The 14,237-nt window shown below is 66.7% G+C and carries 10 protein-coding genes; 5 read left to right on the forward strand and 5 right to left on the reverse strand.

Features of this window, described 5'->3' with window-relative positions:
• Positions 1 to 83: 83 nt before the first annotated feature.
• The 4 genes from vccA to vccD are packed head-to-tail and all read left to right on the forward strand — an operon-like array spanning position 84 to position 6,122.
• On the forward strand, positions 84 to 3,887 hold the full coding sequence (gene vccA / locus BLU04_RS15390; RefSeq protein WP_093288009.1) for a Verru_Chthon cassette protein A: 3,804 nt from the start codon (positions 84 to 86) through the stop codon (positions 3,885 to 3,887).
• A complete protein-coding gene (vccB, locus tag BLU04_RS15395; RefSeq protein WP_093288012.1) occupies positions 3,884 to 4,396 on the forward strand; it encodes a Verru_Chthon cassette protein B in 513 nt (170 codons plus the stop codon). Before vccA ends, vccB begins: the two co-directional genes overlap by 4 nt.
• Positions 4,359 to 5,453: a Verru_Chthon cassette protein C gene (vccC, locus tag BLU04_RS15400; protein ID WP_093288015.1), complete on the forward strand. Its 1,095-nt coding sequence runs from the start codon at positions 4,359 to 4,361 to the stop codon at positions 5,451 to 5,453. Before vccB ends, vccC begins: the two co-directional genes overlap by 38 nt.
• A gap of 6 nt (positions 5,454 to 5,459) precedes the next feature.
• Entirely contained in the window at positions 5,460 to 6,122 is a 663-nt protein-coding gene (gene vccD / locus BLU04_RS15405; RefSeq protein WP_093288018.1) for a Verru_Chthon cassette protein D, read from the forward strand.
• On the opposite strand, the gene BLU04_RS15410 is transcribed toward vccD, so the two are convergent.
• The 4 genes from BLU04_RS15410 to BLU04_RS15425 form a co-directional block, all read right to left on the reverse strand.
• Entirely contained in the window at positions 6,091 to 7,065 is a 975-nt protein-coding gene (locus BLU04_RS15410; protein ID WP_093288021.1) for a hypothetical protein, read from the reverse strand. The genes vccD and BLU04_RS15410 overlap by 32 nt on opposite strands.
• Before the next feature lie 10 nt (positions 7,066 to 7,075).
• On the reverse strand, positions 7,076 to 9,214 hold the full coding sequence (locus tag BLU04_RS15415; protein WP_093288024.1) for a PEP-CTERM sorting domain-containing protein: 2,139 nt from the start codon (positions 9,212 to 9,214) through the stop codon (positions 7,076 to 7,078).
• A gap of 129 nt (positions 9,215 to 9,343) precedes the next feature.
• Positions 9,344 to 10,408, reverse strand: a complete 1,065-nt coding sequence (locus BLU04_RS15420; RefSeq protein WP_093288027.1) for a LacI family DNA-binding transcriptional regulator — start codon at positions 10,406 to 10,408, stop codon at positions 9,344 to 9,346.
• Between the two features lie 24 nt (positions 10,409 to 10,432).
• On the reverse strand, positions 10,433 to 11,824 hold the full coding sequence (locus BLU04_RS15425; protein ID WP_162274704.1) for a hypothetical protein: 1,392 nt from the start codon (positions 11,822 to 11,824) through the stop codon (positions 10,433 to 10,435).
• Positions 11,825 to 11,979: 155 nt separating this feature from the next.
• Between BLU04_RS15425 and BLU04_RS15430 the strand changes: the two genes are divergently transcribed.
• Complete coding sequence (locus tag BLU04_RS15430; protein WP_093288032.1) at positions 11,980 to 13,176, forward strand: right-handed parallel beta-helix repeat-containing protein; 1,197 nt, start codon at positions 11,980 to 11,982, stop codon at positions 13,174 to 13,176.
• Between the two features lie 35 nt (positions 13,177 to 13,211).
• On the opposite strand, the gene BLU04_RS15435 is transcribed toward BLU04_RS15430, so the two are convergent.
• Positions 13,212 to 14,204 carry a glycoside hydrolase family 130 protein gene (locus tag BLU04_RS15435; RefSeq protein WP_093288035.1) on the reverse strand — a complete coding sequence of 331 codons (993 nt, stop codon included), beginning with the start codon at positions 14,202 to 14,204 and terminating at the stop codon, positions 13,212 to 13,214.
• Between the last annotated feature and the right edge of the window lie 33 nt (positions 14,205 to 14,237).

The raw sequence follows: 14,237 nt of genomic DNA on the forward strand, positions 1-14,237 counted from the left end.
TGCACTTGACTCTTCGCTTCATCCCGTCAAAATCTAATCCGAATTTGATTTTGGCTTCCCGAAGGTCTCGATCAACACTTTCTATGCCTTCAGCCACGGTTTTCTTCCACGGACGGCACGCCTCTTCCCGCCCTGTCCGCAGCTTCGCCCTGGTCCTCGTCCTCGGCTGCCTCGTCTTCCTCTCCGCCCTCGTCCTCGCCTTCCTCTCCGGGGTGACGACGGAGCTCCAGTCCTCCCAATTCTACGCGAACGGCACGCAGGTGAAGCTCCTCGCCGACTCGGCCTCGAGCCTCGCCATGGGGCAGATCAGGGACGCCACCCACGGCGTCGATTCCTCCGGGACGACCCTCGCCTGGGCCTCCCAGCCCGGCATGATCCGCACCTACGGTACCAACGGCCAGCCGGCGGGCTACTACAAGCTCTACTCCTGGGACAAGATGGTCGGCAGCGGGGCCTTCGACGCCTCCCAGTCCTCCGAGACGCCCCCCTCGGACTGGACGGGCAGCCCCGCCGTCTACGTCGACCTGAACGAGCCCGTCTACAAGAGCGCCCTCTCCGCCTACGTCTATCCCATCGTCGATCCGGCGGCGACAAACACCGTCCAGGGCTTCTCCATCTCGAACGCGCCCGTGACGAAACTCGACGCCGCGCCGATGCCGGTGAAATGGCTCTACGTCCTCCAGAACGGGGCGCTCGCCTCCCCCACCGGGCACGGCTCGACGGTCGCCGTCGCCGGGGCCTCGAAGGACAACCCCATCGTCGGCCGCATCGCCTTCTGGACCGACGACGACACCTGCAAGGTGAACATCAACACCGCCGCCGGCGACGTCTGGTTCGACTCGGCCAATCCCCCCGCCGCAGGCTCCCCGGGAAACCCCGGCTCCTACTGGGACATCCCCCGTTTCAACTCGACCTACGAGAAAACCTGCCTCGCCAGCAACCAGCCCGCCCAGGACGAATACCAACGCTATCCCGGCCACCCGGCCACCACCTACCTCAGCGCGGTCTTCACCAACCTCACCGCGACGAACCTCTACCAGATCGCGCCGCGCGTGACCTACGGCGGCTCCAAGGGCGGCAGCGTCGTCGCCACCACCAACGTCACGATCGACAACGACCGCCTCTACGCCTCGGTCGACGAGCTCCTCTTCGCCACGAACCGCGGGACGAACCCGACCCTGACGGCGAAGTCGGTCGAGCAGGCGAAGTTCTTCCTCACCGCCCACAGCCGCGCCCCCGAGGTGAACCTCTACAACCAGCCCCGCGTCCTCATCTGGCCCGTCAGCGCCCGCTCCGGTGCCGCCAACCGCAGCGCCTTCGACAGCCTCGTCGCCTACTGCGGCACGCTCAACAACAGCATCTACTACTTCCAGCGCGCCAACTCGAACTCCCCCGCCGCCGACCTCCCCATCACTCCCACCCCCACCGGCGTCGGCCGGAACCGCGCCCTCATCTCCTACCTGCGCGGCCTCACGGACAAGCCCGTCCCCGGCTTCGGCGACGCCTTCGTCAGAAAGTACCCGAACGACCGGGACCAGATCCTCACCGAGATCTTCGACTACATCCGCTCCGCCAACGCCCAGGACATGTCGACGACTCCCTTCTCCGGCACGAACAAAGCCGTCGGAGGGCAGGGCCAGATCGTCCCCATCCTGGACACCGTCCATTCGGACCAGAACAGCAACACGCTGCGCGGCTTCGGCCGTTTCCCGACCATCCGCGAGGCGGGCCTCCTCTTCGTCGGCGTCGGGCAGACGAAGACCGTCTCCGGCACCACCTACTACAGCTACCCCCCCTACAGCACCAACGGCGTCCCGGCCCTCAACAACGCCATCTACCCCACGCAATCCCCGGCCTTCACCTCCTCCGGCGTCGCCATCCCCGGCGGCACCCCCATCGCCGACGGGTTCACCCGCGTCCAGACCGTCTTCTTCGCGAACTTCTTCGACCCCAGCCAGGGTTGGTCGAGCACCACGCCCGACTTCCAGGTCCAGATCACCGGCCTCGACGGCCTCAAGTGGGGCATCCTCGCCCCCACCTCCGGCATGGGCTTCCTGTCGACCGCCACCCTCGCCGTCAAGAAGACGGCGAATCAGGCCGCCCCCGTCGGCATCTACGGCGGCTACAAGGGGGCGGCCCTCTTCGTCACCTCGCAGGGGATCAACACCGCGATCAGCGGGTGGATCGATCTGCCCACGAGCGGCACCTTCCATTTCGGCGGGGCGAGCCTGCAGGTGAAGATCCTCGATTCGGCCGGGACGACGGTCCTGCAGACCATCAATCTCACCTTCCCCTCCTCGATCTTCCCCGTTCCCGGCCTCGCCCCCTCCCTCGCCGACGCCGGCATCCCCGCCTCCGGCATTCCCGCCCTGACGATGGATTTCCGGAACTTCGGCGGACCGACGGTCACGACCACGACGCCCCGGACGGGCTCCCGCTTCTTTGGCGTGACGAACTCGACCTATTCGGTCTACTCCCGGACGTGGCTCACGCGGACCGACGTCGTCCGGACCCTCGAGGCGAACACCGATCCCCGCCTGATCGCCGCCAGCGCCAGCGTCCCCTCCAGCGCCTTCAGCCCGATCGAGCCCCAGTACGACGACGCGACGGTCCCCGCGGCCCACGGGCTCTTCGAGGCCCTGAACTCCGGCGGCGGCTACACCTTCTCCGGAACCATGGTCGGCAAGCTGGTCCCGAACGTCGTCTACACCTCCGTCCTTCCCACCACCTTCCCCATCACCAACGACGGCTACGCCGTCAGCGGCACGACGACCGACCATCTCCAGCCCATCTTCACGGGCAACTCCACCTCGGGCGGGAACGATCCCGTCGCCTTCGGGGTGAGCGGCGGCCAATGCGTCCCCGCCAACGGCGTCTACGCCGGAACGAACCAAACCGGCACCGGCCTTTCCGCCCCGCCCGGCGACTGGGACAACGGCTTCAGCATCGTCCCCGACGGCGCCTTCATCAACAAGGCCGACGAGGGCGTGACCACCGTCGGAACCCCCTATTTCTCCAACCTCAACGCCTACATCGGCACCGGCACCACCCTCTTCTCCCCCAACCGGCAGATCCCCTCGCCCGTGATGTTCGGCTCCCTGCCGACGGGGGTGAACGCGAACCGCCCCTGGCAGACGCTCCTCTTCCAGCCCGACCCGGGCGGGAACCCCCAGCACATCGGCGCGCAGAGCCCCGCCGACCACCTCCTCCTCGACCTCTTCACGATGCCCATCGTCGAGCCCTATCCGATCAGCGACCCCCTCTCGATCGCGGGCCGCGTCAACATGAACTACCAGATCGTCCCCTTCACCTACATCACCCGGAGCACGGGCGTCCGCGCCGTCCTGAAGCCGGAACAGATCGTCGCCCTCTCGAACAGCGATTCGACCGCCTACAAGAACTCGAACCTGAACCTCACCGGCCGCCGCCTCTTCCTCGACCTCGACAAGACCCTGACCGGATTCCAGACCCGCTTCGCCTCGGGGGACATCTTCCGCTCGGCGAGCGAGATCTGCGGCCTGTGGCTCGTCCCGCAGGGCCAGACCTACGCCGGCATGCCGACCTTCTGGGCCTCGCGCCGCCTCACCGGGGACAACAGCCGGGAGCGCCCCTACGCCGACATCTATCCGCGCCTGACGACGAAATCGAACACCTACACCATCCACGTCCGCGTCCAGACCCTGAAGAAGAGCGTCGCCACCGACCCCGCCTCGTGGACCGAGAACAGCGACACCGTCACCGGGGAATACCGCGGCTCGACGACCGTCGAGCGCTACATCGACACCGCCAACACCAGCCTCCCCGACTACGCCACCGCCGCCAATCCCGCCCCCCTCGACACGTTCTACAAGTTCCGCGTCGTCGAGACGAAGCAGTTCACCCCATGAGCGCCTCCCTCCGGCATCCCCGCTCGTCGGCCCTGCCCCCCGGGCCAAGCCAATCGGCTTCCGCCGGTTCCAGTGTCGCTTGCGCGACGGCTTTCTCCCTCGTCGAGGTCCTCCTCGCCCTCGGCATCGTCAGCTTCGCCCTCATCGGCCTGATGAGCCTCCTCCCCGTCGGCCTGAAGACCTTCCACCAGGCCGACATGACGACCACCGAGACCCAGATCGCCCAGACCCTCGTCAACCGCCTCCAGCTCTCCGGCTTCACGAACGCCCTCGGCGGGGGCAACGCCTCCTACTACTTCACCTCGGAAGGGCAGCCCACTGCCGACCGCGGCGGCCAGAACACCCTCTACACCGTCACCGTGACCGCCGCGACCAACGTCGCCCTCCCCGGCGCGGCCGGCGGCAGCCACTCCGCGAACATCCTCTCCCTCCTTTTTTCCATCACCTGCAAGACCGCACCCCAGACGACCAATGTCATCCCGGCCTACATCTCCAACAACGGTTCGTGACCCGCTGACGGCCCGGGCCCGCGCCCGGGGGAGCCGGGCCTTCAGCCTGGTCGAGATCCTCGTCGCCTCCGTCGTCCTCCTCATCATCATGGCGATGCTCACGATCCTCGTCGGCCAGACGGGGAAGGTCTGGAAGAAGACGACCGCGAAGATCGAGGCCTTCCAGAACGCCCGCGCCGCCTACCAGACGATGACGGCCCGCCTGAGCGGGGCGACGCTCAACACCTACCTCGACTACTACGACGCCTCCTACGCCCGCCGCACCCCGGCGAACAGCGCCACCTTCGCCCCCGTCTACTACGCCCGCGCCTCCGACCTCCACTTCGTCGCCGACCGCGGCTCCGTCCTCCTGCCCGACGGCGACGGGAGCGCCCATCCCGGGAGCGCCGTCTTCTTCCAGGCCCCGCTCGGCTACGCCTCCAGCTCCGCCTACGCGGGCATGCCGAACGCCCTCAACGCCTGCGGCTACTACGTCGCCTTCGAGGCCGAGCAGACGCTTCCCTCCTTCCTCCAGAACCTGACGAAGGTCCGCTACCGCTACCGCCTCCTGGAGTTCCTCCAGCCGACCGACTCCTTCGCCCTCTACACGACGCCCTCCTCCGGGAGCAATCCCTCGGCCTACGAGGCCTGGTTCCGTTCGTTCCTCCCCCCCGCCGTCTCCCGCACGAAGGCCCCGCTGCGCGTCCTGGCGGAAAACATCGTCGCCCTCGTCGTCCTGCCCCAGCTTTCCCCCCTCGACTCCGGGACCGAGCTCTCCCCGGCCTACTCCTACGATTCCCGTGCGGGCAACATCCAGACGGCGACCTACAACCAGCTTCCGCCCCTGCTGCGCGTCGTCATGATCGCCCTCGACGAGCCCTCGGCCCAGCGGCTCTCCCCCGACGGCGAATCGACGCAACCCGGCGTCGTCACCGCCGCCCTGAACGGACGGTTCCAGTCTTCGTCCCAGCTGAACGCCGACATCGCCTCCGTCACCCGCGCCTTCGACGAAAACCACCTCTCCTACCGGGTCTTCGACAGCGTCATCGCCATCCGGGGCGCGAAATGGAGCCAATAAAGAGCCATGCATCCACTCCCCACGATCCCCTCCCGCCGCTCCGCAGGGGCCTTCAGCCTGATCGAGCTCCTCATCGTCATGGCCATCATGGGGACGCTCGCCCTGATGGCCCTGCCCGCGTTCAACCGGGTCGTCACCGCCTCGAACCTCTCGTCGGGCGGCCGCGCCCTCGTCGACCAGATCAATCTCGCCCGCCAGACCGCGATGGCGCGGAGCAGCCAGGTCGAGTTTCGCCTCTACAGGTTGCCGGACGCCTCCCTTCCCGGGAGCCAGTCCCCCGCCCAATACCGGGCTTTCCAGGCGTTCGTCATCACCCAGGGAGGAACGGCAACCAACGCCGTGGCGCGGCCCATCTTCCTGCCCAAGTCGATCATCTTCCTCGCCTCGCCCTCCGTCTCATCGCTCCTCCCGGAAGCTCCGGGAACCGCTCCGGCCCTCGTCTCGGGCGAGCGGGCGGGGACGCGCTTCAACGGATACCAGCCGTCGGCATACGATTACATGGTCTTCCACTTCAACCCCGACGGGAGCACCGACCTCGATCCGACGGCGAGCTGGTACATCAGCCTCGCCTTCGAGAAGGCCCCGCTGGGGGCGAACGGCGTCCCCTCCGATTTCATCACGATCCAGATCGATCCGCTCAGCGGGCGGGCCCGGTCGTTCCGGCCCTGAGGCGGGGCGGCCTGCACATCAGCTCCTCGATCTCCCGGCAAAGGGATTCGGAAGCCATTTTGGGAACGAGATGGGCATGGGGTCCGTCCGGAGCATCGCCCCACTGAGTCCGCCCCCCGGCGTCGACCCGGCAGCGCCCCCGCCGCAGGGACCAGTATTCCCCTGCCCCCCGGACAGCACAGAGGATCGCCGTCTGATCCCAACTCGAACGCCCCGTTTCGAGCGCGTTCTCCCACAGGCGATAACTTTCCCGGACCGGATTCCCCGGAGGCGTTTCCCGAAGACCCGGGCCAGTCCGCAAAGGCAAGCCGATCTCGTAGCCCGAAAAGACAATCGGCGTCGGCCATCCCTCCACGAGGGAGGCTGAGTAGGCGGCCGCGCCGTTCCTGCCGAAATTCCATCCCGCCTTCTCCTCGACGGGAAAGGAACCCCCCATCGCCACCCAGACGTCGACCTTCCGCCGAATCAACTCATGCCCCGAAAGCGGGCTCTCCCCGTCCGGACCCGAGAAGAGCAGATCGTGCAGGCCCCGCGTATGTCCGATGGAGACGATCCGGGCGCTCCCGTCCGGAAGCGCCGCCAGCACCCGGCGATAGACGGTGAGCAACGAAGGGAACTCCCCCCGCTCCGAAGCCCCATGCCCGTAGAGGGCGCGGTTCGTCGCGATCGGTTCGAGAAAATCGTTCCGGGGATCGCCAAGGTCGCTTTCAGCCGCCGTGCCGATCGGCACATCCGGCCGTCCGTAATAGGCATTGATCGCCGCGAGGCACCCCGGCCCGTAACGATTCCGGCCCGAGCTGTAGAGGCAGGCCGCGATTTCGGCTTCGCCCGCATCGGCCAAGGCATGCAGCACCGCCAACGCCCCGGCATCGTCGCAATCGGAACCGAGGTCGGTGTCGACGAGGATCGGAACCGGGACGCGGCGCGTTTCCAGGAAGGACATCGAACGGAGCCTAGACCGCCCGCGCGGCCCGCCGACGCCATGCGATCCAGGCGAGGCAGCCCGCCCCGGCGAAGAGCAGGGCCGTCGTCGAGGGCTCCGGAACCGCGCTGAAAGTCAGCACACCGGTCGAGCTCAGCGAGAGCGATTCGGCGGCGCCGAGGTTGCTCGTCAGGCTGCTCAGGGAGCCGGTGATCGCGCTGCCGCTCGCGAGCGAGATGAGCTGGATCGAGCCGTTGTAGGTCCCCGTGCCGAAGTCGATGACGAACGCGCCGCCCGTGAGGTCGAGCGTCGTGTTGCTCAGGCTCAGGGAGTCGAACGTCCCCGCTCCGAGTCCGGCGCTGGTGATGTCGAAGACGGAGGTCGAATTCGCCAGGGAGATGGTGATCGCCTTGGTCGGGGCCGTGAAAGTCAGCGTCGCCGCCACGCCCGCACCGCCGGGAGAAAGGCCGCCCGTCGCCCCGGAGGCAAAACTCACCGTGGAGGCCACCGTCGTCGAGCTGTTCGTGATCGTCCCCGCGCCGGTGAGGCTGGCCGAACCGGTGAGGGCCAGACCGAAGCCGCCGAGGTCGAGCGTCGCCCCGGCGCTCGGCGTGACGTTGCCCGCCGCCGTGATCGCCGAGGCCAGCTTCAGCGTCGAGGCCGAGGAACCGGTCCCGACGATCAGGCCGCCGATGGTCCGGTTGTTCGTCGACTTGAGGGTCGCCGTCGTTCCCGTGCCGGTGTAGTAGAAGGTGCTGGTGGAATCGATCGTCGTCGGTGACGTGGCATCCTTGTTGCCGAGGTCGTTCGAGCTGCCGCCCGCCGAGGCCTGGAGGATCACATTGCTCCCCACGCTGACGTCGGCTCCGCCGAGATTGATCGCTGCGGCCTTGAAGATGCCCTGGTTGCTGCTGATCGAACCGCTCCCCGAATTGACGATGGCGATGTACTGGCTGCTCCCCGCGCTCGATCCCGACGCCGAGAAGCCGACGGTACTCGTCCCCGCCGTGGCGTCATAGGTGAAGCCGTTCAGGTCGATCGTCGCGGTCAACGACGACCCTTGAAGACTGAAGACGAAGGGAAGGGTGTAGCTTCCGCCCGCGAAGTTCAGGTTACTCGCCAGCTGAAGGGTCATGTTGTCCCCCGCGATTGACGTCGTCTGGAACAGGATCGTGTCGATCGCATTGCTGACGGAGTTGCTCACCGCCGTGCTCGAGATCTTTTCGATGATCGTCGCGGCCGAGCCCGCGGCGTTCCGGATCGTGAATCCGGTCACCGCACCGAGGGAGATGGTCTGGGTCCCCGCAGCGGTCTGGTAGAAGACGACGCCGGGAGTCGTCCCCCCCGTCCCGTCGGCGAAGCCGCTGAACGTCGTTCCGGCACCGATGTTGATCGTCGATCCCATGAGATAGAGATTGCCCAGCGTCGACGCCGCGCTGCTGAGCGAGCTGGAGGCCGAGATTGTGTTGGCGCTCGCCGAGGTGGTGAAGTTCCCCGCGATAATCGTGCGGGTGCCGTACGTCGCGGATTCCGTGTCGACGTTCAAGGTTCCGCCCGCGCCGATGACCACGGGAGCGTTCACGTAGAGCTGCGCCGAAGTCGAAGACCCCGAGGCCGCAGTGATGAAATCGAGCGTCCCGTTGACGACGACCCCCGACCCCGAATAGCCGGACGCCGTGTTCAAATAGGCGGTCGTCGTGCTTGTGCTGATCGAGGAGCTACTAATCAGGGAACTGCTTCCCGTTCCGACCGTGAAGGTCGCCCCCGAGGCGATCGTCAACGCCGCCGTTCCCGAGAGCGTGAGCGTCTCATAGGTCGAGGCCTTCGTCGAATAGATCGAACCCCCGACGGTCAAGGTCAAGGGAGTGCTCACCAGAAGCTTCGTCGTGCCCGAGCCGGTCGCCGTCGTCATGTTCAGCGTCCCCAGGGTCCCCGAAGCGCCCGCGTCATAGGTGATCGTCGAACCGGTCGTGTTCAAGATATTCGCCGTATCCCCCGCGCCGGGAACCCCGGCGCCGCCCCAGTTGGCCGACGTACTCCAATTGGTGCTGGCAGTGGAACTCCAGGTATAGGTCGTCTGGGCCGAAGCCGGCGGCACAGCCAATACGCCGAGGAGCAAAGCCGCCGCCAGGAGCCCGAATGGGGAGAAGGAAAAATGGTTGCCTTTCATAATCTAATTCGGATGTGATTTTTATTCAAATGAGAGAACGCGGAGACGGCGGGAGGGGAAATCTAACTCGAATGTGATTATACAAAAACCAAGGCGGAGTGTCAATGGTCGTATTTCCACTCAGGCGAACTAGGATCGAGACGCGGGACCGGTCGATTCCCTCACCATCAGCCTGGGCTCAACGTGCAGGCGCTTCCGGGAAGACCCGGCCGGCTTGCCGAGGACGCCGAGAAGGAGCTCTCCCACCCGTTGCATCAGCATCTCGGGCTGCTGGTTGATCGTCGTGAGCGTCGGCAGGAGGTGGCTTCCGATGTCGAGGTCGTCGAATCCGACGACGGAGAGATCCCGGGGAACGGCGATGCCGCCGCGAACCAGGGTCTGGATGGCTCCGATGGCGATGCGGTCGTTGAGGGCGATTACCGCCGTGGGGCGCTTCGCCGCCTTCTTTCCCTTCGCCTTCAGTCGCCGGGCGAGGCGTCCCGCCAACTCGACGCCTTCGACGAAGGATTCATGCCCCGCCTGTTCGAGCTCGAACGTCTCCAGGCTCCGATCGGGATCGAGCCCGTGGGCGGCCAGGGCGGAGCGCACGCCGTTCCAGCGGACCGCGCTCGTCGGTCCGAAGCCGAGCAGGGCGAAGGACCGGTGGCCGAGCCCGACGAGATGATCGACGATCAGGCGCATCGCCGCGCCCCGGTCCATGGTCACGGAAGGAAACAGCTCCGGCTCGGCGGGATCGACGTGGACGCAACGCATCCCGTCGCTCAGGCGGGAGAGAGCCTTGGCCCCCAGGAAGGACTGGATGAGGACGACGCCGTCGACCCTCATGTGACGGAAATCGGAGAGGATCCTCCCCTCGCTCGCCTCGTCCCGGTGGCTGATGGAAAGGACACCCCGCAGTTGGTACGCATGAAGGAAGCGGTCGAGCGAGGCGATCTTTTCGATCATCACCGCGTTCCGGGGGTCGCCGAAGCAGACGCCGACCACCCCCATCGCCTTCCCGTTCAGCCCGCGCGCCACCGGATTCGGACGGAAGCCGACCTCCTCCATCGCCTGGAGGATCCGCTCCCGCGTCGCGGCCTTCACCTCCGGATGGCCGTTGATCGCCCGCGAGACCGTCCACTCGGAGATCCCGAGGTAACGGGCCAGATCGACCGTCGAGGCGATCCGGGGCGGGGCGGGAGGGAGCGGGGGCATGATCCTGGGAGGCTCCAGAGCCTGTTATGCGGGAAGCAGCGCCTCGGTCTTCGCGCCGTGCCGCACCGGCTGGGAGAAGAACTGGGGCAGGAGCCCCGCATTCGCCTCCAGCAGCTCGTCGAGCATCGTGGCGATCTCCCGGATGTCGTTGTTGTTGTTCAGTGGATCGGCGAGCATCGCCTGGAGGGCCTTCTCCCGGCTCCCCTCGATGGCCGCATCGACGGTGAGATCCTGGATCAGGCAATGCTTGTGGACGAGGGCGAGGATCGGGGCGGGCAGGGAGCCGCTGGCGTGGGGGACGAGGCTCCCGCCCACGACGGTCGCCAAGGTCTCCACCGACGAGCCGAGGGGGAGGTTCGCCACCTGCCCCTGATTCGGCAGCGTCACCGGCTGGACCGTCGCCGGCCCGTCCGAAAGGAGGGAGGCCAGGATCGGAGCGAGGGACTCGCTCGACGGCTTGAGCGGCACCGAGGCCGGATCGTCGTTCGTCCATTCGGCGATCCGCTCCTTGAAGTAGCCGATCCACTTGTGGCGGCGGTCGTCGATCGAGGTGAGCTCGACGCCGAAGGCCGCGCCGTACTCGGTCTTCTTCGAGAGGAAGTAGGGGAAGAATTCGGCGAGATGGCGGTCCCCCGGGTAGGGGACGAGGCCATAGGTCTCGAAGAGGTGGAACTTGAGCTTGTTGCTGTGGACCGAGTCGCTCAGGTTCACCGCGTTTCCGCCGCCCCCCGCCGAGGAGGGATCGGCCAGGCGCTCGCGGAGCAACCGGAGGCCGTCCCGGCCGTTGACCTTGAGTTCGGTGACCCAGGCGAAGTGATTGATCCCGGCGATCGTCGCCGAGACCTCCTTCTCCCAGTCGCCGAGGCCGAGGAGCGCCTCGACGGAGGACATGAAGCTCTTGAACTCGTGGCAGAGGCCGACGACCTTGATCGAGCTCGTCCGGTGGACGGCCCGGACGATCTGGTCCATCGGGTTCGTGAGGTTCAGGAGCCAGGCCTCGGGGCAGAGGCGCTCCATCTTCCGGGCCAGCGAGACGACCACGGGGACGTTCCGCAGCGTCCGGGAGATGCCGCCGGGCCCCGTCGAATCGCCGACGGGCTGATAGATGCCGTACTTCTTCGGAATCTCGATGTCGTGCTCCATGGCGTCGAGGCCGCCCGTCGAGATGCAGAGGATGACGGCATCGGCCCCCTCGAGGGCGCGGTCGAGGCTCGCCTCGACCTCGACGGCGACGCCCGACTTCACCTTCCGCCCGATCGTCCGGCAGACGCCCGCCAGCTCGGCATTGCGCCCCGCGTCGATGTCGTGGAGGACGAAGCGGGAAGCCTGGAGATGGGAATTGACGGCGATGTCCCGGAAAAGGACCGGGACCCATTGGTAGCTGCCGCCGCCGATGAAGGTGATTTTTTTGCTCATGGGAAAACGGCCCAAAAAAAGGGCCAGGGAATGACGCATCGTTTGTTTTTCGGGGCCGTCCTTGAAAACCGCTCTTGCGGAATCGCCCCGTCCCCCCAATAATCACATTCGGATTAGATTTTTTCAATCAAATAATCGTCCCCTTTCGCAATTCCATGAAACCCCTTCTCCTCCTTCTCTCCGTCGCCCTCCCCTGCCTCGCCCTTCCGGGCCTCCGCGCCGAGACCTATTGCGTCGACCCGGCGAAGGGGAACGACTCGAATCCGGGCACGGCCGAGCTCCCCTTCCGCACCACGGCGAAGGGCATCGCCAAAGCCAGGGCCGGGGACACGGTCATCATCGCCAAGGTCGACCGGCCCATCCGGGAATCGCTCCTCATCCGGGAGAAATCGGGCGAGGAGGGGAAACCGATCACGATCGACGGGCAGGGCAATCTCTTCACCGGCAGCGATCCCCTGAAGCCGGAGGAGTGGAGCGCCGTCGCCGGACAGCCCGGCGTCTACCGGAACGACCACCTGGTCCCCGGCCTCAAGCCGGCCGACAAGAACAACGCCTTCATCCTCCAGCGGTACATCATGATCTGGGACGACAAGCCGAACCGCATGGGCCGGACCTCGAAGGGACGCCACGAGCCCTTCGTCCCCGTCGAGAAGCTCCAGCCCGGGCAGTGGACCTACGTCGACGCCGAGGCCGCCTTCTACGTCGCGATCGATCCCGCCAAGAGCCTGGCCGACTACGCCATTGAATCGCCGACCCGGCTGAACGGCGTCGGCATCTCCGGCACCTGCGAGCATTGGGTGGTGAAGAACGTCCGGGTGAGCCGCGTGATCAACGACGGCTTCAACCTCCACGGCCACACGCGCGATTTCGTCTTCGAGAACATCGAGGCGACCGAGTGCGGCGACGACGGGATCAGCGAGCACGAGGACTCCGAGCTGACCATCCACGGCCTCGTCTCCCGCCGGAACTCGACCGGCATCTGCCACGGGGACCAGACCTCGTCGTGGTCCGACCACGTCGTCCTCGAGGACAACTACGCGGCGAATCTCTTCCTGCGGAACGGCACCCACGTCATCACGGACAGCGTCGTCTCCGCCGCGGCCCCGCCCGACGGCAACAACGGAATCATCCTCAACAACGTCCCCGTCCCCATCAACCCGAACCCCCTCTCGATGACGTTCACCCGTTGCCGCTTCCCCTTCCCCTCCGGAGCGAACCCGACGGGCAAGGCGCCGTTCTATGTCGACGACGGCGTGCTGCTGACGATCTCCGACGACTCGAAGGTCGAGGGACCGGTCTATCACGTCCCGGGCAGAAAGGGAGCGCCTTCCGCTCCCGCCCCGGCCCCTTAAGGTCGGGGCCAGAGCCGGGGCCGGGGCCGCGTCCGCTAGCGCCGCCCCAGGACCCAATCGACGAGGTCGCCCTTCGCCACCGTCGCCATCGCGACATGGGTGTCGGAGGCGCCGTAGTAGATCTTCAGCTCGCCGTCGTCCTCTTCGATGATGCCGCAGGGGAAGACGACGTTCGGGCGGTAATAGGGGTCGATCTCGTACGGCGCGACCGGGCAGAGCAGCGGCTCCCGACGACGGGCGATGATCTTCGAGGGGTCCTCCAGGTCGAGGAGCATGGCCCCCGCGCGGTAGACCTTGCCAGGATAGGAACCGTGCGGGGCGACCCACGGGAGCCAGCCCTCGCCGCCCGGATCGCACTCGGCGCCATGGAACAGGGTGAGCCAGCCCTCGGGCGTCCAGACGGGCGGGGCCGAGGGGCCGATCTTGTGATGGCCCCACTCGACGTCGTAATGGGAGAGGACCAGCCTGTGCCGCCCCCAGAATTCCATGTCGGGCGAATAGGAGATCCAGAGATCGTGGCCATGCTCCGCGCGGTAGCCGCGCCGGAAGGGGCGATCGAGCCGGGCATAGAGGCCGCCGATCTTCCGGGGGAAGATCACCGCGTTCCGGTTGTCGGGCTGCGACTTGTAGATCCGTTCCCACCGGCGCAGATCGCGGGAGCGGGCGATGCAGATGTGGATGCCCTCCTCGCGGAGGCCGGGGCCGGAGGGATCGTTGCAGTAGACGAGGTAGTACCAGCCCTCGACAAAGGTGACGCGCGGATCGTTGAGGTTTCCGAATTCGTCGGGCGCGGGGACGAGGATCGGCTCCTTCTCGACCGTGAAATGGATGCCGTCCCTGCTCCGGGCCAATCCGAGGCATTGGCGCGGCTCGTCGGCGCGATCGGTCCTCACGATGAGGACGATCTCGTCCCCCAGGCGGCAGGCGGCGGGATTGTAGACCTTGTCGCAGCCGTAGGGAATATCGCGCGGGGAGAGGATCGGATTCGTCGCGCAGCGCTTCAGGAGGCCGGGTTCGGCGTGGAGCATAAGGGAGGGAAAGCCGGGAGGCGGGACTCCGGC

Origin of the sequence: Verrucomicrobium sp. GAS474 (assembly GCF_900105685.1) — a bacterium.
In the GTDB taxonomy this organism is placed as follows: domain Bacteria; phylum Verrucomicrobiota; class Verrucomicrobiia; order Methylacidiphilales; family GAS474; genus GAS474.